We start from the raw sequence: 22,543 nt of genomic DNA on the forward strand, positions 1-22,543 counted from the left end.
CTCTTTCTGTACAAATTTTGATCATTGCAAGGCCCGCTTTACGCGCTCGATCGGGATCAAGCGCGCAAAGCGGGCCCCGGAACTGCCAGCTGTGTTCCTACTTGAAGAGCGAGTTGACCTGGTCGTTGGCTTCGCTCAATGAGCTGGCTGGCTTCTTGCCCGACAGCACTGCGTCCATGGCCGGCTTCATGATGCCTTCAACCTTCGCCGCTTTATCTGCGATCGGGAGGAGGAAGGTCGTCTCGTCCTTGACGTGGGTGGTGAAGGCGCTGACGTCAACGCCCTTGGCTGCGAACGCCTTTGCGGCAAGATCCGAGGAGGTGGAGATGGCCGGGAACACCACTGCCTTTGAAGCTACAACGTCCTGGCAAGCTGCGGAGGCAAGGTACTCCACCCATTTGACCGATGCCGCGGGGTTCTTGGTGCCGGCCCAGATGGAGTCGGCCAGGCCATTGAACATGCTGGCCCGCTTGCCGTCCGGTCCCTTGGGGGTGGGGGCTATGCCTGTCTCCACTCCCTTGTAGCTGGTGTACTGTCCGATCATCCAGGAGCCGTTGGTGTTGATGGCGGCCTTACCTGCACCGAAGTTGTCAGCCACGCTTGCGCCGACTGTGGTTTCCAGCTTGGGCATGTAGCCCTTTTCTACGAGCCCGGTCCACCAGGCAATGGTTTCCTGGAACTTGGGATCGTCGTAGTTGAATTCCTTGCCCCACGGGTTCTTGTCCGTGTGGGTCCAACCCATGGTGGCGCTGAGGAAGCTCCATTGGGTCTGGCCGGTGCCGGCTCCGGAGTTTTCCAGGCCCAATCCGTAAACGGCAACGTTGTTCTTGTCGAAGCCGGCCTCGTCTCCGCGCACGCCGTTCTTGTCGACGGTCAGGTGGGCGATCGCCTTTTCGTAGCTGCCGCCGTCCTTGGGGTTCCAGTCGAGGCTTTTCAGCTGCTCCTCGGTGTAACCGGCGTCGGCGATCAGCTTCTTGTTGTAGAACAACGCGATGGTGTCCCAGTCCTTGGGCAGCCCGTAGCGTTTGCCGTCTTCGGTGACCCAGAGATCGCTGAGGCCCTTGTTGTAGACCTCGAGGTCGAGCTTGTCGTTCTTGACGGCGTCGTCAAGGGCGAGGAGCTGTTTCTTCGAGGCAAATTCCGGGAACTTTGCCAGGTGGTCCGTGAAGACGTCAGGTGCTGTTCCTGCAACAAAGCCGTTGGTCAGGGTGGTCCAGTAATCGTCCCAGCCGCGCTGGGTGATCTTTACCTTGATGTCCGGGTTGGCCTTGGTGAAGTCGTCAGCGCATTGCTGGTAGGCGGGAAGCTGGTTAGCGTCCCAGAGCCAGTAGTTGATCTCGCCTTTGGCCTCAGTGGAAGCCGGTGCGGGGCCTCCACAGGCTGACAAGGAAAGCGCGATGGCCGCGGCGGCAGCGACGACGCCGATGGTTGTCTTCATGATGGACCTTTCGTTTTACGTTTGGGCAGTGAGCGGTTGGGATGCGAACGGTGGTGCTATTTGACGCCGGAGAAGCCGATGGAGTTGACCACCTTTTTGCCGAAGGCGATGAAGAGAAGGAGGACTGGCAAGGCGGCGATAAGGGTGGCCGCCATAAGCCCGCTCCAGTCCGGGGCGCCCTGTGGCGACTGGGACTTGAAAACGCCCAGGCCAACCGTGAGGACCCGGACGTTCTCGTCCTGGCCCACCAACAGCGGCCAGAAGTACTCATTCCAGGTGCCGATGAATGTCAGCAAAGCCAGCGTGGCCATGGGGGCGGCAGCGTTGGGCAGCACAATCTGGAAGAAGATGCGGAACTTTTTGGCGCCGTCCAGCATTGCTGCTTCTTCAACTTCCCGGGACATGCTCATGAAGAACTGCCGCAGGAAGAAGATGGCGAAGGGTGTCATGAACAGGAAGGGAAGAATGATGCCGGCGTAGGTGTTCAGGAGGCCCAGGTTCTTGATCATCAGGAAGTTGGGCAGTGCTGTGAAGATCGGCGGCACCATCATGGTGGCCAGGAACAGGGCGAAGACCTTTTCGCGGCCTGGCCAGCGCAGCCGGGAAAAAGCATAAGCCGCCATGGCGCTGAAGAACACCTGGCCGGCAGTGACCAGCGTGGAGACGATGATGGAGCTTCGGAGGTACCACCAGAAGTTGATGGCCGCACCGGAGCCGCCCTCAGCAAGGGCTTCCTCAGGGGTTTGCAGGCCAAGAACGCGTTTGAAGGCGCCCCAGCTGAAGTCGGCCGGCAGGAGGTTGCCCGCGTTCGCGGCTAGTGAGTGGTTGCTGGATAGGGCTGTGCGAAGCATCCACAGGAACGGCGCAATGGTGACGATCAGCGCGATGACAACAAGGGCCCACGCTCCTGCACGACCCCAATTGAAGGGCTTCCGGGGCTTGGTAATGACGGGCTTGACCGGGGCATCAGCGTTGTGGCGGGCGGAGGGCTTGCCGGCATCTTGACGGGAAGGAGACGTAGTAGTCATTGCGGGGTCCTTAGTCCAGATCCGATTCATTGCCCTTGAGGAACTTCATTTGGATGAAGGCCACCAGGGCGAGGATGACGAAGAGAATGACAGACAGTGCAGAGGCGTAGCCGAAGTCCGACTCGGTGAACGCCTTTTGGTAGATGTACATCTGAATCACACGGGAGGCATTGATGGGGCCGCCTGCTGTGGTGACGGCCACTGTGTCGAACACCTGGAACGATCCGATCACTGTGACCACCAGGACGAGTACCAGGACCGGGCGCAGGAGCGGGATGGTGATGCCCCAGAAGGTCCTGGTAGGCGAAGCGCCGTCGAGCGATGCCACTTCATAGACGTGCTGCGGAATCGCCTGGAGTCCTGCAAAGATCAGCAGGGCGGTGTAGCCCATGTGGCGCCAAACGTTGACGGCCGCGATGGTGGGGATGGCCCATTGCTCGCTTCCGAAGAAGGCGATGCGGGGGAGGCCCATCCAGTTGATGATCTCGTTCACGATGCCCAGCTGGTAGTCGAGCATCCAGAACCAGAGGAGCGCTACGATCACGTTGGCCACGAGGAACGGCATCAGCAGCGCGCCTCGGATGAACGTTGACTTTGCCACGCGGTGCATGAGGAGCGCCAGGCCAAGCGCAATCACCGTCTGGAATCCGATGTTGATTGCCACGTACTGGACGGTTACAGCCATCGAGTTCCAGAAGAGTTCGTCGGCAAATATAGAGACGTAGTTCTTCAGGCCGATCCACGCGGGGTCACCCAGGATGCTGTACTCGGTGAAGCTGAGGTAGATGCCCCGGATGGTGGGGATCAGGAAGAAGACGATGAAGCCGATCATCGCCGGGAAGATAAACACCAGTGCCATTTTGAGGTCACCGATGCTCCGGCCCTTTCGGACCGGGAGTGCGGTTCCGGTCTTCTTCGTTCCGCCTGCGGGCGGGTCAGGAAGTTTAGTGATGGTGGTCATCGTCGACCTTCCGTAGGTGTGACATGGATAACAACTGCGAGTGAATCTACACGAGTAGAAAGGTGCTGACAAGAGAAATTTCTTTTATTTCCGAGTGGGAGCTACTGCGGGTCGTGTACCTGTTGACTCGAGTAGATGGCGATGGAACACTGAGAATCAGTTGCTGCCCGGCCGGGGAGCGGGATTGAAACCATTCATGGAGGAACAATGGCGTTTTCGCTGGGGGTCGTAGGGGCGGGTCAATTCGGGGGGCAGTTCGCCCACCTTTTCAGGCTTCACCCCGGCGTGAGCAGCGTCGTTGTTGTAGACGAACTTCGCGAGAGGGCCGCTTCCGCGTGTAAGCAATGGGGACTCGACGGCGTTGTGGACAGTTTCGAGGAACTCCTTGCGTCCGACGTCGACGCCGTTGCGATCTTTACCCAACGCTGGACCCACGGACCCTTGGTAGAGCGGGCACTGCGCGCCGGCAAAGACGTCTATTCGGCTGTTCCGATGGCTGTCTCGGAGGAGGAGATCTCAGGGATCATCGACGCCGTCCGCGAGACCGGGAACGTCTACATGATGGGCGAAACCAGCTACTACAACCCGGCCACCGTCTATGCACGGGAACAGCATGCCGCCGGGCGCTTCGGCCGGGTTTTCTACTCCGAGGGGGACTATGTCCACGACATGGACCTCGGCTTCTATGATGCCTACCGGTACAGCGGCGGGGAGAGCTGGAAAGAGACTGCGAGTTATCCGCCCATGCTCTACCCCACGCATGCCATCGGCGGGGTCCTGGGAGCTGTTCCATCCCATGCCGTCAGCGTGAGCTGCGTCGGAGTCAGCGATGACCGTGGAGACGGTGTCTTCGATAAGGGCGTCAGCATGTTCGGCAATGATTTCTCCAATGCCACCGCCCTTTTCGAACTGAACGACGGCGGAGTAATGCGCACCAACGAGATGCGGCGGGTGGGCTACCCCTCGCATATCCGCGAATCTCGCTTCAGGTTCTTCGGCACCGAGGCAAGCCTGGAGCAGCTGGCCCACGTCACAGTTTGGCAGGACAAGAAGGAGGTCCAGGACATCTCCGCCCTGATGGAAACGCGGCCCAGCATTCCTCTGGACGATCCCTCGCTCGCCAATGTTGCCCCGGAACTTCGCGATGCCTTCGTCTCGGGCCTGGCCCCTGTACACGATCCCGCCAGACTTCCGGAAGAATTCCGTGGTGCTCCCAACGGTCATGAGGGAAGCCATCATTTCCTGGTGGACGACTTCGTCACGGCCGTCAACAACCGCAGTATGCCGCCCGTGAACGCGTGGGTGGCAGCCCGGTTTACGCTGCCGGGGATCGTTGCCCACGAGTCAGCCCTGAACGGCGGTGAGCGCTTGCCTATCCGGGACTTTGGCGATGCGCCGCTAAGTCTCTAGCTAGGATTTAAGCCATGACGACACCAACAGTGCAGGCCCCTCGCGGCCCGGTAACCCGGAAGGATGTTGCCCGGTACGCAGGCGTAAGCACCGCCGTCGTCAGCTACGTCGTGAACGGCGGCCCGAAGAAAGTGGCCCCGGCAACGGAAGCCAAGGTGCAGGATGCCATCCGGGTCCTCGGGTACCGTCCCAACGCTGCTGCCCGCGCCCTGAAGCTGGGTTCAAGTGAAACCATCGGCCTGGTGATTCCGGATAACAGCAACCCGTTCTTCTCCCTGCTCTCCCACGCGGTTGAAGATGCGGCCGCGGAGTGTGGCTATGCCCTTGTTCTAACGAATTCCGACGGGAGTGTTGCCAAGGAACGCCGCCATATCCGAAACCTGGCCGCCCGGCAGGTGGACGGCGTGGTGCTGGCAAGCGTGCTTTTTGAGCCGGACCTTGTGGAACTGGACGACGCCGACATTCCAGCGGTGTTGCTGAACCACGGGGACGCGGCTCCGGGCTTCAGCAGCGTCGGCGTGGACCTTGCAGCCGGCGCCCGGATCGCCGTTGAGCATCTGATCGGTCATGGGCACACGAATATCGGCCTGGCCATGGGTACCAACACGGCCAATGATTTGGACGGCCGGGAAAAAGGGTGGCTGCAAGCGCTCTCGGACGCCGGGCTGCTGGAGGGGCCGATCGTGCGCGGACCCTTTTCACGGGCGGGAGGCTACGCTGCCGGCCAGCGGCTGCTGGCCTCAGCGAACAGGCCGACCGCGATATTTGCCAGCTCTGACATGCAGGCCATTGGCATTCTCCGGGCAATCCACGAGGCCGGGATCTCTGTTCCCGGGGACATCGCTGTGGCCTCGTTCGACGGCTCAGTTGAAGCAGAGTACAGCTGGCCGGCCCTCACCACCGTGGAGCAACCGGTGAAAGCCATGGCCGAGGCTGCAGTCAGGGCCTTGGTCGGGGCAGACAGGGGTAAGCCTGCCGGGCACCAGCTGTTTCCCACCAAGCTGCTGGTCCGGCAATCCTGCGGATGCACCAGGGCCGTCAGCTAGAGCTTGAGGTCTTGCCCGCAGGCCTGCGTTGTCAGGCCTGCAGGGGAGCCAGCTCGGCGATCCGCAGCCTGCTGACGCGCTCCTGAAGGCTGCGTTGGGCATCAATGCCCAACCCTGTGTCGCTGATAACCTCATCAGCCTCATCGAGCTTGGCGATGGTGCTGATTCCCAGGGTGCCCCACTTGGTATGGTCCGCAAGGACCACCACCTTCCGGGCCGATTCCATAAATGCCCTGTTGGTTTCAGCTTCCTGCAGGTTCGGTGTGGTGAACCCTGCTTCGGCATCCATTCCATGGACGCCCAGGAACAGGATGTCCAGGTGCAGCTGCCTGAGCGCCGCGGTGGCGATCGGCCCCACAAGCGCGTCCGACGGCGTCCGCTCACCACCGATGAGGATCACGGTGGAGCGGGCACGGTTAGAGCCCGCCGGTACAGCCACGTGGAAAAGATCCGCAATTCGCACTGAGTTGGTGATTACCGTGATCCGTGGCCCGGCCGCCAGTTCGCGCGCCAGGGCCCAGGTTGTGGTCCCGGCGCTTAGCCCCACTGCCATTCCTTCCTGGACCAGTGAGGCAGCCTCCAACGCAATGGCGCGCTTCTCAGCAGTCAGCCGGGTGGACTTCAGTTCAAATCCCGGCTCATGCGTGCTCGCATCGCCCGGCAGCTTAACGCCGCCGTGAATCCGTTCCACCCGCCCTGCTTCTTCCAGGAGATCGATGTCCCTGCGAACTGTCATCAGGGACACGCCCAGTTGCTGGGCAAGGTCGGAGACGCGCACTATCCGATCGCGTTGGACTGCATCCACGATGGCTTGGTGACGTGCTGCGGCGAGCATCTCAGCGGAATCCTTAAGGCAGGGGAAAGGGCTGGTCCCAGTCTAGGGTTAGCCCGCTGACGCGAGCGGGTCATCCTCCGCGTGCTGCTCATTCTTCGCTTTGACGCACGCTTCCGGATAACCCCCTCGCGTCAGCTCACCATGGTGGTAGGACCAGTCTTTACCTCGAGGGCTCCGCTGAATGCCTCCCCGCCTTTCCTTACTTTTTGAGGGAGGCCGCGATTTGCTGCATAACAGTGTTGTCGGCGAGGGTGGTGGCGTCTCCGACGTCGCGGCCTTCGGCGACGTCTTTGAGGAGGCGGCGCATGATTTTTCCGGACCGGGTTTTGGGCAGTTCCGGAACGATAAGGATGGTTTTGGGTTTGGCGATGGGGCCGATTTCCTGGCCCACGTGGTTTCGGAGTTCCTGGACCGTGGCGTCCCCGGTGTCGACGGCGTCCCCGCGGAGGATGACGAACGCGACGATTGCCTGCCCGGTGGTGGCATCCGCGGCGCCGACCACTGCGGCTTCGGCGACGGCGGGGTGGGAGACCAGGGCGGATTCGATTTCGGTGGTGGAGAGGCGGTGCCCGGAAATGTTCATGACGTCGTCCACCCGGCCCAGGAGCCAGATGTCGCCGTCGTCATCCTTCTTGGCGCCGTCGCCGGCGAAGTACATGGTCTCGAACCGCGACCAGTAGGTTTCCTTGAACCGGGCCGGGTCGCCCCAGATTCCGCGGAGCATCGCCGGCCAGGGTTCGCGGATGACGAGGTATCCGCCGGAGCCGTTGGGTACTGATTCTCCTTGCTCATCCACCACGTCCACGGCGATGCCGGGGAGCGGTGTTTGGGCCGAGCCTGGTTTGGTGGCGGTGACTCCGGGCAGCGGTGCGATCATTTGCGCGCCGGTTTCGGTCTGCCACCAGGTATCAACGATCGGTGCTTTGTTTCCGCCGATGACTTCGCGGTACCACATCCACGCTTGGGGGTTGATCGGTTCCCCGACTGATCCAAGGACACGGATGGAGGAGAGATCGTACTTGGCGGGGATGTCCTTGCCCCATTTCATGAAGGTCCTGATAGCTGTTGGCGCGGTGTAGAGGATGGAGACTTTGTATTTCTCGATGATTTCCCACCACCGGCCTTGGTGCGGGGAGTCGGGGGTGCCTTCGTACATCACCTGGGTGGCGCCGTTGATCAGCGGTGCGTAGGTGACGTATGAGTGGCCGGTGACCCAGCCGACGTCGGCCGTGCACCAGTACACATCGGTTTCAGGGTGCAGGTCGAAGACTGCTTTGTGGGTGTATGCGGTCTGGGTGAGGTAGCCGCCGGTGGTGTGCAGGATGCCTTTGGGCTTGCCGGTTGTCCCGGAGGTGTAGAGGATGAACAGCGGGTGCTCGGAGTCGTGCCCCACGGCCGCGTGTTGGGTTGAGGCGGCGCCGACGGTGTCTTCCCACCAGTGGTCCCGGCCCTCGTGCCAGTCCACGTCCTGGCCATTGCGTTTGACCACGATGACGTTCCGGACTGTGTGGCCGTCACGGGCGAGGGCGTCATCGACCGCGGGTTTGAGGGCGCTGGGCTTGCCGCGCCGGTAGGTGCCGTCTGCGGTGACGACGAGTTTGGCTTCGGCGTCCTCGATCCTTGAACGCAGGGCGTCCGCTGAGAAGCCGCCGAAAACCACTGAATGCACGGCCCCGATCCGGGCGCAGGCCAGGAGGGTGATGACGGCCTCGGGGATCATGGGCAAGTACACGGCCACCCGGTCGCCCTTGCCCACGCCCAGGGATTCGAAAGCGTTCGCGGCTTTTTTGACCTCGTCGGTGAGCTGGGCATACGTGTAGGTGCGGGTATCGCCGGGCTCGCCCTCGAAGTAGATGGCCACCCGGTCCCCGAGCCCGTTCGCGACGTGCCGGTCCAGGGCGTTGTAAGCGGCGTTGACCTTACCGCCCACGAACCATTTCGCGAACGGCGGCGTGGACCAGTCCAGTGACTGAGTGAAGTCTTGGTCCCAGGTCAGCAGCTCCCGGGCCTGCCGGGCCCAGAAGGCGGGACGGTCGGCGTCGGCCTCTGCGTAATCCGCCTCCGTCACCACGGCATTGGCAGCGAACTCCTCGGACGGCGGAAAGCGGCGGTCCTCATGCAGCAGGTTCTCGAAGGCGTCTCCCTGCCGGGCGGGCTGGTGGGACGGAGCGTGGATGGCGGCGGACTCGGCGTCTGTTTCCCCGGACCCTGCGTGGGCGGCGATGGCAGCAGAGCCGGGCGTTTCCTGGGACATGGTGAACCTCATCATTCATCGATCTTTGCTGAGCGGAGCTCCTGCACCGGCCGTCCGTTCGTCGTTGACCGGGGACAGCGGCCCGTCATGGAAGTTCCGCAAAGAGCTGTTCCGAAATACACACTAACTCTTGCTCACGACAGTAAGTGGCGAGGCTCACAAAGTCCGCCACGAACGGCGTTTATTAAGCGCTGAGCGGTTTTATCCCGGCACTAAAGGGCCTGTGCCGTCCCGGCCAGTCAGCTAGTGATTGGCCGGGCACTTGACTAGGCTGAGATGGAATCGTGACATCCGAGGAGCACTGGGCCGCTAGCGGTCCGGTTGTGTCTGCCGTAGGCGGCACTATCCAGGCGGCACTATCAGACGGCCCTGTCCAGAGGGCCGTGATGCTAAGGAGAACAAATTGAACGAGCAACGTGGCCAGCAGGACGCAGCCCCGGATAACCGGGTCCCGCAGTCGGCTGAGGATCCCCGGACCGGCACGTCCCAAACCAATACCTCTCAGGCCAACGACTCGCAAACGAACACTTCACAGCCACTGGCTTCCGATCCCCGCAGTGCGTCGGCGGCTCCTGCAGCGGGGGGTCCGGCAGCGGCTCCTGCGGCCGGCGGCCCGGCTACGGGAAGCCCTGCCGCGGGAATGGCCGCTACGGAAACCCCGGCGGCCAAAACTGCAACCAGCGGCCCAGCGACAAGCGGCACACCGGCTGCTGGCGAAACAAAGCCCAGCGCAACAAAGCCTGGCGCAAAGAACGAGGCTGTTCTGGGTAATTTCACTATCCGGGACCTCACGGTTTTCGCTTCAACGTTGATCCTGTTCGTGGCATCGCTCATTCCAATGTTCGGCGGCCGTTACAACCTCTGGAATATGGGAAGCCTGTTCTTCCTGGGTCTTGGGGTCATACTTCCGTTGATCGTCACGGCACTCTTTGTGGCCCGCCGTCTTACGCCTGGCTCCAAGGTCCGGATCGGTTCGCTGTCCGTAGATCAGTTCGCCTCCGTCACCGCTTCCTTCACTTTGGCCTTCTTCTTTCTGGCCATCGCGGGCGACTTCGCACCCAGTCTTCTGGTAGGGCTGATCGGTTCCGTGGGACTCTTTGCCGGAACTGTGTTGGCACGTCTTATCCCCTATTTCGCAGGTGACTTCCTGGACCGCCGGGAAGAGCCCGCCCATGTGGTGGCGAGGGAATCCGCCGCTCCTGCACGGAAGCCACACGTGGCCAAGGAACCCAAACCCGCCAGGGAGCCTAAGCAGGCCAAAGAGGCTCTAGCCAGAATCCTGCCCGGCCGGGGACCACGCCCGACGACGGACAGTCCGTCAGCGCGGCCGTCAACTGCCCGCGGTTCATCGGCGGGCGCGACCGCTGTACCGGGACCAGCGGGAACAGGACCGGCTTTTGGCGGGGCGGCTGCCGGGACTGCGGCGGCTGCCGCTTACCCGACTGCGGCGGAACAGACCCAAGCGGCCGCCGTCGTTCCTTCCTCCGCGGCGGAGGAGACCCGGACTTCGGCCATGCCCACCACCCGCTCCACGGCGGGTGCAACCGCCGTTCCCAGCCAGGCCGCGGCTACGCCTCCCACCACGGTGAATCCTCAGGTGAGGTCCCAGGAGCCAATTGGTGCCACAGTGGATCCGGCTCACAGGCCTGAACAGGATGAAGACGAGCCAGTGCAGGAAGCTTTCTGGTTTGCTGTGGCCCAGCCCCGGACTGCCTTTGACGAGGCAACCGGAGCGCCCGCCTTCATCATCGAGCCAGGCGGCTGGGTGCTCGCACTGGAGGATCGCGGCAACGAGTTCCTCGTTCAGCACACGGACGGCCGGCTTGGCGTCCTTCGGGATCTCAGCAACATCGAACGCGGCTGACGCCCACCCATGGACCTGGATCCCGGCCAGCAGTCAGAAGCTGAGCCCCCTGCTGAGAAAAAGCAGGGGGCCAGGCCGCGCCGCGGCGCGACGTCGGTGAGGCCGGTCGAATCCCTGTTGGCGCAGAAACGGCGCGCCCGCAGGATCAACAAGGAGTTGGCGGCGGTCTACCCCTATGCCCACGCTGAGCTGGACTTCCGCAACCCTTTTGAGCTGTTGGTGGCCACTGTCCTCTCCGCCCAGACCACCGATGTCACCGTCAACCAGGTCACACCGGTCCTGTTCGCCCGGTACCCTGATCCCCGCAGCATGGCTGAAGCCCCGGTGGAGGACCTCGAAACCCTGATCAAGCCCACCGGGTTCTTCCGCGCCAAGACACGGAGCCTCCTCGCGTTGTCCACCCGGCTGGTAGATGAGTACGACGGCGTTGTGCCCGGCCGGCTTGAAGACCTCGTCACCCTCCCCGGGGTGGGGCGGAAGACGGCCAACGTTGTGCTTGGTAATGCGTTTGGTATTCCGGGGATCACCGTTGATACCCATTTCGGGCGACTGGCCCGCCGCTTCGGCTGGACCACCTCGGATGATCCGGTGAAGGTGGAATCGGATGTCGCTGAACTTTTCGAGCCCCGTGACTGGACCATGCTTTCCCACCGCGTGGTATTCCATGGCCGGCGCGTTTGCCATGCCAAGAAACCGGCGTGCGGGGCTTGTGCCGTGGCTAACTGGTGCCCCAGCTATGGCATGGGGGAGACGGATCCGCAGAAAGCGGCCAAGCTGCTGAAGTATGAATTGGCGCCTGGAAAAGAGGAGCTGCTGGCCCGTCTGCGCGCCGAAACCCACCGGGCGGCCGAGATCCGGATGGAATCCCAGAAGAGGCCGCAGTGACAGCCAGGCAGGATCTCCTTGACCTCGTCGCGGCCATCAAATCCGGTGCCGGACCGGCCCCGGATCCACGCTGGCGCGAGCTTTCCGTTGACCCCTCTGTGGTGCGCAAAGCCGCGGTCCTGATGCTCTTCGGCGTTCTGGACAACGTTCCCGCTGCCTCTGAAAAGAATCTGGCTCCGGCTCATCTTGACGTCCTGTTGTTGCAGCGCGCCAACACACTGGTTGACCACCCGGGCCAGGTCGCGTTTCCAGGAGGAGGCATCGATTCCGGTGAAACTCCGGTCGACGCCGCCCTGCGGGAGGCCGAGGAAGAGACAGGCCTGGACAGCGCGGGAGTGGAAGTCCTTGGGGTCATGCCGGAACTCGCACTCCCGCGGGGCAACTTCCTGGTGACGCCTGTCCTGGCCTGGTGGGCATCACCATCCCCGGTGCGGGTGGTTGACTACGCAGAATCGTCGCAGGTCTTCAGGATCCCGGTCAGTGACTTACTGGATCCGGAAAACCGGCGGATGGCAACCGTGACCAGGCGAGGCGAAACTTTCCAAAGCCCGGCGTTCACGGTAAATGGCGTGGTTGTGTGGGGCTTCACCGGGCTTATCCTTAACCAGCTGTTCGACCAGCTGGGGTGGTCGAACCCTGAACGGCCCCTTCTAGCCAGAGGCCTTCGGTGCGGAGCAATCAACAATCAGTCCCGTTGCTGCGTTCTCCCTGACCGCTGTGATACCCGCAACCACTCCCTTGAGTGTCTTGAAGGCCGGCGATACCGCCACCACAGATCCGTCCTCTGCAGTGAGCCGGAAATGGAATGACTCGTGTGCTTCTTTGACTATTTCAAATCTTCCAGCCATAGCTGTTGTTTCCCCCTTGCAAATGCTTCCCCCGAGTAACGCATGGTGCTGATCGGCTTAGCCCCTTCGGCAAACCGACCTCAGTCGACAGTACCCTTGCTGTCTCAAGCTGTTCAACGCTACTGGCGGGTAAGTGACAGAAAGTGTCTAGTGACTACTTGGCTTTGTCATAGGAATCGGTTACAGCAATGCTGATGGGAAATTCGACCGGTATCCGCCCAAACAGCAGTTCCTTGGCTGCGCTTGCCGCCTCCTCGATGGCAGCGATGCTTGCCTCAACCGCGTTATCGGGGCTGTGCACCATCACCTCGTCGTGGAGGAAGAACACGAGCTCCCCGGCAGGTGAGCCGTTGGAACGCAAAGTGCGCAGCCGGCGTCGTAATTCTGCCAGCCAGCACGCCGCCCAATCGGCTGCAGAGCCCTGGACCACAAAGTTGCGGGTGAAGCGGCCGCGGGACCTGGCTATCGAGTCGGCCCTGCGCTGTTCCTCGGCCGTCGCGGTCCGCTGGCTCTGGAGCCACCTCTCCGAAGGTGGCGGGCTGCTCCGGCCCAACCGTGACGTCACCGTTTTCCCCGCTTCTCCATCGCGGGCTGCCCCCTCCACGAGGCCAACGGCACGGGGATAGGTCTTGGTGAGCTGCGGCATAAGCCTTCCGGATTCACCCGAAGTCGCGCCATACATGGCACCAAGCATGGCGATTTTCGCCTTTGCCCGGTCGCCGCCAAAACCCTGTGCTGCGACGGCCGCGTAGAGGTCCTTGTCCTTGGCGGCCTCGGCCATAACGGTGTCCTGGGAAAGTGCCACCAACACCCGGGGTTCCAGCTGTGAGGCGTCCGCCACGATGAGCTTATGGCCAGGATCGGCATGAACGGCTCCCCGGATCTGGTGCGGAATCTGCAGTGCACCGCCGCCACGAGATGCCCAGCGGCCGGAAACCACTCCACCCACCACATACTCAGGCCGGAAGCGGCCGGCATCCACCCAGGCATCCAACCATGCCCAACCGTTAGCTGTGTGGAGGCGGGAGAGTTTCTTGTATTCAAGCAGTGGGAGGATCGCAGGATGGGTGGACTGCTTCAGCTCCCATTGCCTGGTGGTCTTGACCTCGATCCCGTTTCGGTGGAGCGCACGCATGAGGTCCTGGGGTGAATCCAGGTTCAGGGCGGGTGAATTTAGCAGGTTTCTGAGCTTAACGGTGAGTGTTTCAAGTTTGGCTGGGCGCTGGCCGTTCGCCGGGCGGGGACCCAGATAGTCCACCAGGATTTTCTCCTGCAGTTCTTCCCGCCAGGGCACACCGGTGTGCTGCATCTCGGCAGCAATCATGGAGCCGGCCGACTCCGCGGCGAGGAGCAGTTGCAGGCGCTGCCTCCTATTCCCGTCGGTACTGGCACCGTTGAGTGCTTTTTGCTGCGCGGCGAATTCACTGCGGAGGTGCTCAAGGGAGAGCCGGGCGCCGGTGGCCGGTCCGGCGTGTTCGAACAGCGCCCCTTGTTCCTTGGGCGGGGGAGGCGGGCGGAGCCCTACGGGTGGTCCCTGAAGGTCATCGTCCTGAACGAGCTTCTCGGCGGTCCGGGCATACTCGGTATGGGCAGTGAACTCCGAATGAGCCAGGATCGCACCGCAGAGACTGAGGTCGTAGCACCGCTCCAGCTCAATGCCGGAACGCAGAAAGCGGGGGTACCAGTCCTGCGTACGGTGCCAGATCCAGCGGGGGCGGCGGTTTTCCAGTTCACGCACGACGTCGGGTAGCTCGCCGAGCGCTATCACGCGCGGTTCCGGGCTGGCAGGGGCCGGTTCGCCAGCCGGGCTGAGTTCCTGAAGGGCTGCGCCGTCGGCGTGGGCGGCAAGCAGCAGATACATGCTTCAATTCTGCCTTGTGGTGCCGGGCGTCCCTTACAGAACGGGTTCTATTGAGGACGTTGTGTGTCCGGATGCTTTTGCTGGTGGGCTTTGCTTTGGGCGTTGGGGCTGAGCCTGGGGGAAGCCGCCACTACCGTGAGTTGTCCACATAGCCTCATCGCTGCCTTACACGATGCGTCCAGCCCCTGCACTCTAGCCATATGAGCAGGCACCACCTGAAGCACCCTCGACAGACCGATCCACCTTCCGCCGCGGCAGCACCATCCACCTCGGCAGGCCTGACAGGCGGCGCAGGAGTGCCCATCCCGTTGGCGGCAAGCCCTCCGGGACCGATAACCACGCCGGCGTATTCACGGTTCGGCAGGGGAGCACGGTTTCGTGAAGGAACGCGGAGGCCACCCCGCTCGGCGGAACTCTGGCTCCCTGACGAGGCAACGGAGACATTACTCGTTACGGGGTTCGACGTTCTCCGGTCAGAGGTGGAGCGAATCGTGGCCGCCGCAGGCGGAGAATTGCGGGTGGTTGCCGACGCCACCGAGGCTGCATCCTTCTGGGACTCGGCCGCAGCTGTGCTGGTAGGCAGCGATGTCCGGGAGCTTCCTCCGAGGCGACGTGCCCCTGCAGTACTGGTGGGACTCAGCGGCGAAGGCGACAGTCTGTGGCACCTTGCCGCCGCCCTGGGTGCGGAGCGTGTAGCTGTGCTGCCGGATGCGGCCACATGGCTTGCTGAGTATTTGAGCCGGGCCGATTCCCCAGAAGCAGGAGGCTTGGTGGTCGGCGTGACCGGTGGCTGCGGTGGGGCAGGTGCCACGACGGCAGCCATCTGGATAGCGCAGGCCGCAGCAGGCCTCGGAGCCCGGGTGCTTCTGGTGGATGGCGATTCCTGGGGAGGAGGCCTTGAACTCGCGCTTGCAGCGGAGGAAACGGCGGGGTTGCGCTGGCCTGACCTCGCGGACGCACGCGGCAGCATAAATCCGGAACAACTTGCCGATGCCTTACCAGTCGCCGGAGGATTTTCCTTTCTTTCCTGGCCCGGCAGCCGGGACCGCTCTGCAGTTGTGGAGCCCAGCACAGTCGCCGGAGTCCTCGACGCCGCCAGAAGAGGCTACGAACTTGTCGTGGTGGACATCGGAAGGGGCACAGAGCCGCTCCGGAACTTCGCCTGGGATTGCGATCGGCTTCTGCTGGTGGTGCCTGCCCAGCTCAAAGCCGCCGTCGCCACAGCAAGGATCCTCCAGGAGCTTCCCCCGGTGGAAACGTCGTTGGTGGTGCGGGGCAAGCCGGGGGCTGCCCTGGACGCCGGCCTGATAGCGGATTCAGTGGGCCTGCCCCTGCAAGCCGTGTTACCAGAGGTGAGGGGAACGGCGGGGGCTGCTGAGCAGGGTCGGTTGCTGGAAGTGGGGCAAAGAAGGAACGTCCGCCGCTTCGTGTCTTCTGTTCTGGAGCTTTTCGACGAGGAGGGTGCATGAACGCCCGTCGAAACCTGCCCGGCCTCCCTTTTGCCCCCGCACCCTCGGATCCCGGCCTCACCCGGCGCAGGCAAGGCCGATCAGTCGATGCCCGCCTGCTTGAATCCGTCCGTGAATCAGTCATGGCTGACGCCGGACCGGTTACGCCGTTGCGGGTGGCATCGGCAGTCCAGGCTTCTGGGCGGCTGCTGGGCACTGCCGGTTCCCTGGCCGCTGTGGAGAGCATCAGCGCGGAGCTCAACGGACTCGGGCCACTGCAGGCCCTGGTCCGGGACCCGGCCGTGACTGACATCTTCGTGAACGCACCGGACGCCGTCTGGCTGGACCGCGGCAAGGGCCTTGAGCGGGCTCCCGTCACCTTCGTCAATGAGGCCCAGGTACGGGCCCTTGCAACGAGGCTCGTCGCCGCCGGCGGGCGCCGGCTGGATGACGGTTCTCCCTGCGTGGACGTCAGGCTCGACGGCGGTTATCGCGTCCACGCCGTTCTTCCTCCGATCTCCACTCTCGGAACTCTGTTATCCGTGCGGATCCGGCGCGATCAGGTGTTCTCCCTCGACGAACTCAGGGATGGCGGGATGTTCGGGCCTCTCGGCCAGCAGGTGCTGGAACGCATGGTTTCGCACCGGTTGAGTTTTCTGATCAGCGGTGCCACGGGGTCAGGGAAAACCACGCTCCTTTCAACGCTGCTGGGCTTATGCCATCCAAACGAACGGCTGGTTCTGATCGAGGACGCTTCGGAGCTCAATCCAGTGCATCCCCATGTGGTGTGCCTGGAGTCAAGGCACGGGAACGTGGAAGGCGGCGGCGCCGTCGATCTTGGCGAACTGGTGCGGCAGGCGCTGCGGATGCGGCCTGACCGCCTGGTGGTAGGGGAGTGCCGGGGAGCTGAGGTGCGTGAGCTCCTCACGGCAATGAATACCGGCCACACCGGGGGAGGCGGAACAATTCACGCCAACGCCGCGGCAGCCGTTCCTGCACGGCTTACCGCCCTCGGCGCGCTCGCGGGTTTAACCCAGAATGCCGTGAGCCTGCAGGCTGCCAGCGCCTTGGACGTTGTGGTCCATGTTGAAAGATCAGGCAATGGCCGGCACCTGGCATGCATCGGTCTTATTGAGGATGCCGGGGAAGGGCTGACCGTTTCCACAGCGCTGGAGAACAGTGCTGGTGAACTCTGTCAGGGGCCGGCGTGGCCCCGACTTGCGAATCGCTTGGGACTCGACCCGGGGTGTGCAGTTGGGCCGGGGAGGGAATCGGCGTGAGCTTGGTGATGGCGGTTGCCCTTGGAGTCGCGCTCTGGCTCATCATTCGTCCTGGTCGATCCCCGGCGTATCGCCTCGGGCTCACACTCCCCACCGGCGGTAGACAGCACGGGAGCAGCCGTGCCGATTCAGGGTTTCCCGGACCAGCTGCTGCCGGTGTGTCTCCAGGGCGAAGTGTCTCCTTTTGGAAAAGGAACCGCATCGAAGAGTCACATCACATGACCGTGGTAGTACAGCAGCTTGCTGCCTTGCTAAAGGGCGGGCGTACTCCCTCCCGGTTATGGGAGGAGCTCGCAACTCTTTATCCGGCAGAATCATCCGGGCTCCCCGCTGACGCCTCTCCTCCGGCGGGCAGGCCCAGTGGCGCTTCGCAGGCCCGTCGTGGTGGGTCCAGCCGGCATCAGGGAGACGCCTCTGGCTCCGCTTTTCAACTCGTCCTGGCAGCAGCACGGGCAGCTTCTCTCCGGGGGTCACCTGTCTCGGAGGCTATCCGATCAGCTACAACAAGCGCATACCCCAGGAGGTCGCGGAACCGCCGGATCTGGGGAGAACTCGCCGCTTGCTTTGACATTGCCGAAGCCAGCGGATGTCCATTGGCGGACATCCTCACCCGATTCGCGGCGCAGCTGGAAGCGGAGGATGATGCTGATGCGGCACGGCAAACGGCGTTGGCCGGGCCAAAGGCCACCGTGAAGCTGCTGACCTGGCTGCCTTTCCTGGGATTCGCCCTGGGCACGGCACTGGGAGTAGACCCGCTGAAGATCCTTGTGGGGACGCCCTACGGAATCGCCGCCTTGGTTGCCGGCATAATCCTGACAGTGGCAGGACGTGCATGGTCCGCCCGCCTGGTCCAGCACGCGGCAGGGATGCCATGACCGTTGATTTCCTTCCAGCTGCTGTGGCCGCGGGGTTGGCTGCCATAGCCGCTCTAGTGGCATTGGCCGGGCCGGAGTCGGTGAGGAGACGGCTGGCTCGGCTTCTTGCCTTTGGTGAAGCGGGCACCGCCCATAGCGGCAATCGGCACAGCCCAGCAGGAAACCGGAGCGATTCGAGTGGCGACCGGGATGCTCTGAGGGGAAACCACTCGTCCCCGCCAAGTGGTGCTGCCCCCTCCCCGGATGGCCTGGCCGATACCGCCATGATGCTTGAGCTCATTGGAGCGATGCTGGATGCCGGTGCCGGAGTTGGCCGCTCACTTCAGCTTGTGGCCGGCTGCTCATCCGCCGAGCACGCGCTGTCCCTCCGCCCGGTTGTTTCAGCGCTTGCGATCGGAGCGGACTGGGATACGGCGTGGCGCAGCTCTGCCGTGCAATCCCGGGAAATGCTCGAACTGCGCGATGCCTTGGGCTTTCCGGCGCTCACCGGTGCCCCGTCGTCGTCGATCCTCTATGCCCAGGCCGCCCGCATGAGGAGGGAACGGTTCAGGGGTGCCGAAAAACGTGCCGCTGCCCTGGGCGTGAGGCTAGTTATCCCCCTCGGGTTGTGCTCTTTGCCTGCCTTCGTCTGCCTGGGTGTGGTTCCTGTTCTTCTCGCGATGATTCCGTCAGCGGGCTGAAGCGCTCCCGAGTTTTCCTCCACAGCGATCCAATTCCACGGTTATCCACTTAGCGGTCTTCGTCACTTATTTGCCCAAGAACAAGCCGGAAGAGTCGAAGCAGCCGGTGCTTCAACCGGCACCCCATTTACGGAAGGACACATCATGTCGACCACAGCACATCCCCCCGAAAAGCCAGAGCCGGCCCAGGCGGAACAGGCCGAAGCCAGGGTCAGCGAGATTTACCCCGGGGCAAGCGTGGCTCCTCAGATCCGCAATAACGTCGCGGGTCTTCGCAATCGCCATGGTCGCATCCGCCGGCTGGGTTTTCGGCGGTACACCCTTCGCCAGCAGAGTTCGTGGAGCTCCGAAGCCGGCATGGCGACGGCGGAATATGCCATCGCCACCTTGGCCGCCGTCGGATTTGCCGGTCTGTTGGTTTTTATTCTCCGCAGTGAGGAGGTCAGGGGCTTTCTGCTCAATCTCATCCGTACGGCGCTGGCCTTGCCATGACACCCGCCTTGGAAATGCTCCGAGTCCCTGGCGCGGGGAAGTGCCGGGGTGCTGTAACGGCCGAGTTTGCCGTTGCCTTGCCGGCCGTGTTGTTGCTGCTGGGAATGTTGCTTGCTGGTTCCGCGGCTGGTCTCACCCAGTTGAGGCTGGAGGAGGCAGCAAGGGCAGGGGCCAGAGCGCTTGCAAGGGGTGAGGACGCGGGAACCGTTGAGGGCATTGTCAGGCAGGTGGCAGGCAATTCCGCGTCGGCCGCTATCAGTACGGAGGGGGAATGGCTGAGTGTCACGGTGTCAGGAAGGAGCGGCGGGCCAGCGGCTTCCTTGGTCCCGTGGACTTTGACGGCCAAGGGAACGGCCAGGGGAGAGTCCCGCGGTGCATCCTGAATCCGAGCGCGAGCGTGGTTCCGGGACCGTTCTGGCTGCGGCACTGGGCCTTGTGGTGATCATGGCGATGGCATTTGTGCTGCTGCTTGCACAGTCGGCGGTAATGGCGTCCAGGGCCGCCTCAGCCGCCGACCTTGCAGCCCTGGCCGCGGCCGACGCGGCACGGGGACTGACGGGAGGGGAGCCATGTGCGGTGGCATCGGCTGTCGCGGCACGGCACAACGCGCGGGTGACAGACTGCGCACAAGGGACAGGCCAGACAGTTGAGGTCCGCACCCAGCTGGAGACTCAGACTGTTGTCGGGGCAGCCACTGGACATGCTCGAGCCGGACCACCGCCGTGAGAGGAGCTGTGGTAAAGGGAGGGAGGCAGCATCGTGGAGGATCTGCGCCCGGATCGGCCGACGGATCTCAGACGGAGGACTTGCCTCGTGGGACTAACTGCGATCGGGGCTGGTTTGAAGCTTTTCCAGACGAGCAGCCTCACTGGCATCCCGGAGCAAAACGTCCAGCAGGATGACTGCTGCGGCTTTGTCCAGGGGATTGTTCTTGTTGCCACATTTGGGGGACTGCACACAGGACGGGCAACCCGACTCGCATTCGCACGCTTTGATGGCTTCCCGGGTTGCTGACAGCCACACCTTGGCCTTATCGAAACCGCGTTCCGCAAAGCCGGCCCCACCGGGGTGCCCGTCGTACACAAAAATGGTCGGCACCCCGGTATCGGCATGCAGGGCGGTGGAAACGCCGCCGATATCCCAGCGGTCACTCGATGCCACCAACGGCAGAAGTCCGATCGCGGCGTGCTCTGCTGCATGCAGCGCACCGGGAAATTGCGCTTCGATGAGGCCCGCGGCAGTGAGCGAGCTGTTGTCCACCTCAAACCAAACTGCTTTGGTGAAGAGCTCCCTGGCCCCAAGCTCCAATGGCTCCTCGCCCAGGATCTCGTTGGAGATCAGTGCCTTGCGCTGGAAGGAGACAACCTGGGTGGTTACCTTCACGTCGCCGAAGTGCACTCCGATGTCCCCCCACCGGACGTGGCGCTGACTCTCCAGGACCTCGATCTGCGTTACATCCCTGGCCGTCGTGTAATAGTCCGGGTTGGCCCGCCGCACCACCACACAGTGGTCGTCCTCGTTCAGGTCCTCCACCACGTAGCTGTCACCCTGGTGAACGTAAACGGCCCCCGTATGGGCCTGGTAATGGGTCTGCGGCGAGTCCATGGTGCCCAGCAGGGAGCCGGTATCTGCATCCACGATGCTCACAGGTCCGCCGCCGCCGGCTCTGAGGTTCACCATGGCAGCAGCACTTTGAGAATGGGTCCAGAACCATCCGGCAGGTCGTTTTCGCAGGTATCCCTGGATAACCAGCTGGTCCAGCAGTTTCTCAGCTGTGTCTCCGAAGAGTTCCAGTTCCCCGTGGCCCAAGGGGAGTTCGGCTGCTGCTGCGCAGAGATGGGGACCAAGGACGTAGGGATTGGACGGGTCAAAAACAGTTGCCTCAACCGAGAGGTCAAAGATGGCTTCAGGGTGATTCACCAGGTAAGTGTCCAGCGGGTCGTCGCTGGCAACGAATGCTGCGATGGCGTCCTGCCCGGTGCGGCCCGCACGCCCAATCTGCTGGAACAGAGAAGCCCTGGTGCCAGGCCAGCCTGCCACCAGTACTGCGTCGAGGCCGGATATATCGATGCCGAGCTCGAGGGCTGAGGTGCTGGAGACGCCCAGGAGCTCGCCGGACCGAAGCGCCTTCTCCAATGCGCGCCGCTCCTCGGGCAAGTACCCCGAGCGATAGGCAGCCACTCGTTGCGGAAGGCTGGGATCGACTTCGTCAAGCAGCCGCTTTGTGATGGAAGAAATGGTTTCCGCTCCACGGCGGGACTTGATGAAGGCAATGGTACGGACATGGGAGGACACCAGATTGGCCAGCAGATCTGCTGTTTCAGCCACGGCAGTCCGCCGCTCCGGCGCGCCGTTTTCGCCCCGGAGTTCCATCAAGGCGGGTTCCCAGAAGGCCACCGTGGTGGACCCGTGCGGTGAGGAGTCTTCGGACACCGCCTGAACCGGAGCGCCAATGAGACGTCCAAACGATTCACCAGGTTCGGAGGCTGTGGCAGAGGCAGCAATAAAGACGGGCCCCGGGGATCCGTTGCCTGCGTAGTAGGCACAGATCCGCCGCAGCCGGCGCATCAGGTTGGCCACGTGAGAACCGAAGACCCCCCGGTAGCTGTGGGCCTCATCCACAATCACGTAGCGGAGCCGCCGGAAGAAGCTGGCCCACCAGGCGTGGTTCGGCAGGATGCCGAAGTGCAGCATGTCCGGATTGGCGAGGATGAAGTTGGCATGGTCACGAATCCAGCGCCGGGCGGCGGGATCGGTGTCGCCGTCGTATGTCTCGGCCCGGACGGTGGGGAGCTTCAGCGCCCGAATAGCGGAAAGCTGGTCAGCAGCCAGCGCCTTGGTGGGGGAGAGGTATAGTGTCACGGCGCCGTCGTCGTGGATCTTTCCCGGCTGGGACAGGACCTCCAGTTCCGACCGGTGGATCGAGTCGAGCGCCGGAAGCTGGTACGCCAGCGATTTTCCTGAGGCAGTTCCGGTGGCTATCACCACATGTTCGCCGGAATGAGCCAGGCTGGCAGCGAGCACCTGATGCCGGTAAGGCTGCTGGATTCCCAATGAGCCGTAGGCAGTGACGAGGTCTGGGTGAGCCCATTCCGGCCAGGCCTCGTGGATGGCTTGTCGGGCCGGAATGGTGTGCACATGACGCAGCTGCTCCGGGTCCGGGCCCCGGCCCAGAAGCGGGATCAACGAGTCATGTGGGTTCACCTAAACATTGTTTCACCCGGGCTCAAATCGCTGGCCGAAAGCGTATGGTTTCTGCGAGGTTCGTGAGGATTGGTGGGCGTCGACGTGCTGACTTCATGCTCGAGGGGCAGTTGCCAACTCCACCACCGCCTCTT

General features: G+C 63.0%; 19 protein-coding genes and 1 pseudogene. 12 read left to right on the plus strand and 8 right to left on the minus strand.

The genetic code is table 11. The features are described 5' to 3' along the window. Positions 1-97: 97 nt before the first annotated feature. The 3 genes from M1E02_RS04045 to M1E02_RS04055 are packed head-to-tail and all read right to left on the minus strand — an operon-like array spanning position 98 to position 3,427. Positions 98-1,438, minus strand: a complete 1,341-nt coding sequence (locus M1E02_RS04045) for an ABC transporter substrate-binding protein (protein ID WP_479376876.1) — start codon at positions 1,436-1,438, stop codon at positions 98-100. Between the two features lie 56 nt (positions 1,439-1,494). Then, positions 1,495-2,466, minus strand: a complete 972-nt coding sequence (locus tag M1E02_RS04050; RefSeq protein ID WP_479376877.1) for a carbohydrate ABC transporter permease — start codon at positions 2,464-2,466, stop codon at positions 1,495-1,497. Positions 2,467-2,476: 10 nt separating this feature from the next. Next, positions 2,477-3,427 (minus strand): carbohydrate ABC transporter permease, encoded by a 951-nt coding sequence (locus tag M1E02_RS04055; protein ID WP_479376878.1) that lies wholly within the window; start codon positions 3,425-3,427, stop codon positions 2,477-2,479. Positions 3,428-3,634: 207 nt separating this feature from the next. Between M1E02_RS04055 and M1E02_RS04060 the strand changes: the two genes are divergently transcribed. Together M1E02_RS04060 and M1E02_RS04065 are read left to right on the plus strand one after the other, a co-directional pair. Further along, positions 3,635-4,837, plus strand: coding sequence for a Gfo/Idh/MocA family protein (locus tag M1E02_RS04060; protein ID WP_479376879.1), 1,203 nt, complete (start codon positions 3,635-3,637; stop codon positions 4,835-4,837). A gap of 14 nt (positions 4,838-4,851) precedes the next feature. Beyond that, entirely contained in the window at positions 4,852-5,883 is a 1,032-nt protein-coding gene (locus M1E02_RS04065; RefSeq protein ID WP_479376880.1) for a LacI family DNA-binding transcriptional regulator, read from the plus strand. 31 nt (positions 5,884-5,914) lie between these two features. Here the strand turns inward: M1E02_RS04065 and M1E02_RS04070 are convergent, their stop codons facing one another. Then, a complete protein-coding gene (locus M1E02_RS04070; protein ID WP_479376881.1) occupies positions 5,915-6,718 on the minus strand; it encodes a DeoR/GlpR family DNA-binding transcription regulator in 804 nt (267 codons plus the stop codon). A 199-nt stretch (positions 6,719-6,917) separates the two neighbouring features. Next, a complete protein-coding gene (gene acs, locus M1E02_RS04075) occupies positions 6,918-8,972 on the minus strand; it encodes an acetate--CoA ligase (RefSeq protein WP_479376882.1) in 2,055 nt (684 codons plus the stop codon). A gap of 403 nt (positions 8,973-9,375) precedes the next feature. On the opposite strand from acs, the gene M1E02_RS04080 reads away from it, so the two are divergent. The 3 genes and pseudogenes from M1E02_RS04080 to M1E02_RS04090 all read left to right on the plus strand — a co-directional run. Next, positions 9,376-10,836, plus strand: coding sequence for a hypothetical protein (locus M1E02_RS04080; RefSeq protein ID WP_479376883.1), 1,461 nt, complete (start codon positions 9,376-9,378; stop codon positions 10,834-10,836). A 9-nt stretch (positions 10,837-10,845) separates the two neighbouring features. Further along, positions 10,846-11,721 carry an endonuclease III gene (gene nth / locus M1E02_RS04085; RefSeq protein WP_479376884.1) on the plus strand — a complete coding sequence of 292 codons (876 nt, stop codon included), beginning with the start codon at positions 10,846-10,848 and terminating at the stop codon, positions 11,719-11,721. Beyond that, positions 11,718-12,359: pseudogene (locus M1E02_RS04090) on the plus strand (NUDIX hydrolase); the annotation flags it as partial. The gene nth and the pseudogene M1E02_RS04090, both read left to right, overlap by 4 nt. A 12-nt stretch (positions 12,360-12,371) precedes the next feature. Here M1E02_RS04090 and M1E02_RS04095 read toward each other — a convergent pair. Both M1E02_RS04095 and M1E02_RS04100 read right to left on the minus strand, forming a co-directional pair. Then, positions 12,372-12,569 (minus strand): YegP family protein, encoded by a 198-nt coding sequence (locus tag M1E02_RS04095; protein ID WP_479376885.1) that lies wholly within the window; start codon positions 12,567-12,569, stop codon positions 12,372-12,374. 154 nt (positions 12,570-12,723) lie between these two features. After that, on the minus strand, positions 12,724-14,430 hold the full coding sequence (locus M1E02_RS04100) for a bifunctional 3'-5' exonuclease/DNA polymerase (RefSeq protein WP_479376886.1): 1,707 nt from the start codon (positions 14,428-14,430) through the stop codon (positions 12,724-12,726). A 200-nt stretch (positions 14,431-14,630) separates the two neighbouring features. Between M1E02_RS04100 and ssd the strand changes: the two genes are divergently transcribed. From ssd to M1E02_RS04135, 7 genes are all read left to right on the plus strand, one after another. Beyond that, positions 14,631-15,899 carry a septum site-determining protein Ssd gene (ssd, locus tag M1E02_RS04105; protein ID WP_479376887.1) on the plus strand — a complete coding sequence of 423 codons (1,269 nt, stop codon included), beginning with the start codon at positions 14,631-14,633 and terminating at the stop codon, positions 15,897-15,899. Then, entirely contained in the window at positions 15,896-17,158 is a 1,263-nt protein-coding gene (locus M1E02_RS04110) for a TadA family conjugal transfer-associated ATPase (RefSeq protein ID WP_479376888.1), read from the plus strand. The genes ssd and M1E02_RS04110 overlap by 4 nt, the downstream gene beginning before the upstream one ends. Before the next feature lie 218 nt (positions 17,159-17,376). Beyond that, entirely contained in the window at positions 17,377-18,033 is a 657-nt protein-coding gene (locus M1E02_RS04115; protein WP_479376889.1) for a type II secretion system F family protein, read from the plus strand. Further along, positions 18,030-18,713, plus strand: a complete 684-nt coding sequence (locus tag M1E02_RS04120; RefSeq protein ID WP_479376890.1) for a type II secretion system F family protein — start codon at positions 18,030-18,032, stop codon at positions 18,711-18,713. Before M1E02_RS04115 ends, M1E02_RS04120 begins: the two co-directional genes overlap by 4 nt. A gap of 144 nt (positions 18,714-18,857) precedes the next feature. After that, the gene (locus M1E02_RS04125) at positions 18,858-19,205 is read left to right on the plus strand and encodes a DUF4244 domain-containing protein (RefSeq protein WP_479376891.1); all 348 of its coding nucleotides are present in this window, start codon (positions 18,858-18,860) and stop codon (positions 19,203-19,205) included. Continuing rightward, a complete protein-coding gene (locus M1E02_RS04130) occupies positions 19,202-19,588 on the plus strand; it encodes a TadE family type IV pilus minor pilin (RefSeq protein ID WP_479376892.1) in 387 nt (128 codons plus the stop codon). Before M1E02_RS04125 ends, M1E02_RS04130 begins: the two co-directional genes overlap by 4 nt. Next, positions 19,578-19,931, plus strand: a complete 354-nt coding sequence (locus M1E02_RS04135; protein WP_479376893.1) for an Rv3654c family TadE-like protein — start codon at positions 19,578-19,580, stop codon at positions 19,929-19,931. The genes M1E02_RS04130 and M1E02_RS04135 overlap by 11 nt, the downstream gene beginning before the upstream one ends. A gap of 93 nt (positions 19,932-20,024) precedes the next feature. On the opposite strand, the gene M1E02_RS04140 is transcribed toward M1E02_RS04135, so the two are convergent. Next, the gene (locus M1E02_RS04140) at positions 20,025-22,409 is read right to left on the minus strand and encodes a DEAD/DEAH box helicase (RefSeq protein ID WP_479376894.1); all 2,385 of its coding nucleotides are present in this window, start codon (positions 22,407-22,409) and stop codon (positions 20,025-20,027) included. Positions 22,410-22,543 lie beyond the last annotated feature (134 nt).

This window comes from Arthrobacter sp. Z5-13 (assembly GCF_056499105.1).

Excerpts from the sequence above, each read along its gene's own strand:
- M1E02_RS04055 (WP_479376878.1), bottom strand. The coding sequence starts at position 3,427 with ATGACCACCATCACTAAACTTCCTGACCCGCCCGCAGGCGGAACGAAG.
- M1E02_RS04125 (WP_479376891.1), top strand. The coding sequence starts at position 18,858 with ATGTCGACCACAGCACATCCCCCCGAAAAGCCAGAGCCGGCCCAGGCG.
- M1E02_RS04110 (WP_479376888.1), top strand. The coding sequence starts at position 15,896 with ATGAACGCCCGTCGAAACCTGCCCGGCCTCCCTTTTGCCCCCGCACCC.
- ssd (WP_479376887.1), top strand. The coding sequence starts at position 14,631 with ATGAGCAGGCACCACCTGAAGCACCCTCGACAGACCGATCCACCTTCC.
- M1E02_RS04050 (WP_479376877.1), bottom strand. The coding sequence starts at position 2,466 with ATGACTACTACGTCTCCTTCCCGTCAAGATGCCGGCAAGCCCTCCGCC.
- M1E02_RS04070 (WP_479376881.1), bottom strand. The coding sequence starts at position 6,718 with ATGCTCGCCGCAGCACGTCACCAAGCCATCGTGGATGCAGTCCAACGC.
- M1E02_RS04060 (WP_479376879.1), top strand. The coding sequence starts at position 3,635 with ATGGCGTTTTCGCTGGGGGTCGTAGGGGCGGGTCAATTCGGGGGGCAG.
- M1E02_RS04045 (WP_479376876.1), bottom strand. The coding sequence starts at position 1,438 with ATGAAGACAACCATCGGCGTCGTCGCTGCCGCCGCGGCCATCGCGCTT.
- M1E02_RS04095 (WP_479376885.1), bottom strand. The coding sequence starts at position 12,569 with ATGGCTGGAAGATTTGAAATAGTCAAAGAAGCACACGAGTCATTCCAT.
- M1E02_RS04130 (WP_479376892.1), top strand. The coding sequence starts at position 19,202 with ATGACACCCGCCTTGGAAATGCTCCGAGTCCCTGGCGCGGGGAAGTGC.
- M1E02_RS04100 (WP_479376886.1), bottom strand. The coding sequence starts at position 14,430 with ATGTATCTGCTGCTTGCCGCCCACGCCGACGGCGCAGCCCTTCAGGAA.
- M1E02_RS04115 (WP_479376889.1), top strand. The coding sequence starts at position 17,377 with ATGACCGTGGTAGTACAGCAGCTTGCTGCCTTGCTAAAGGGCGGGCGT.
- M1E02_RS04065 (WP_479376880.1), top strand. The coding sequence starts at position 4,852 with ATGACGACACCAACAGTGCAGGCCCCTCGCGGCCCGGTAACCCGGAAG.
- M1E02_RS04120 (WP_479376890.1), top strand. The coding sequence starts at position 18,030 with ATGACCGTTGATTTCCTTCCAGCTGCTGTGGCCGCGGGGTTGGCTGCC.
- acs (WP_479376882.1), bottom strand. The coding sequence starts at position 8,972 with ATGTCCCAGGAAACGCCCGGCTCTGCTGCCATCGCCGCCCACGCAGGG.
- nth (WP_479376884.1), top strand. The coding sequence starts at position 10,846 with ATGGACCTGGATCCCGGCCAGCAGTCAGAAGCTGAGCCCCCTGCTGAG.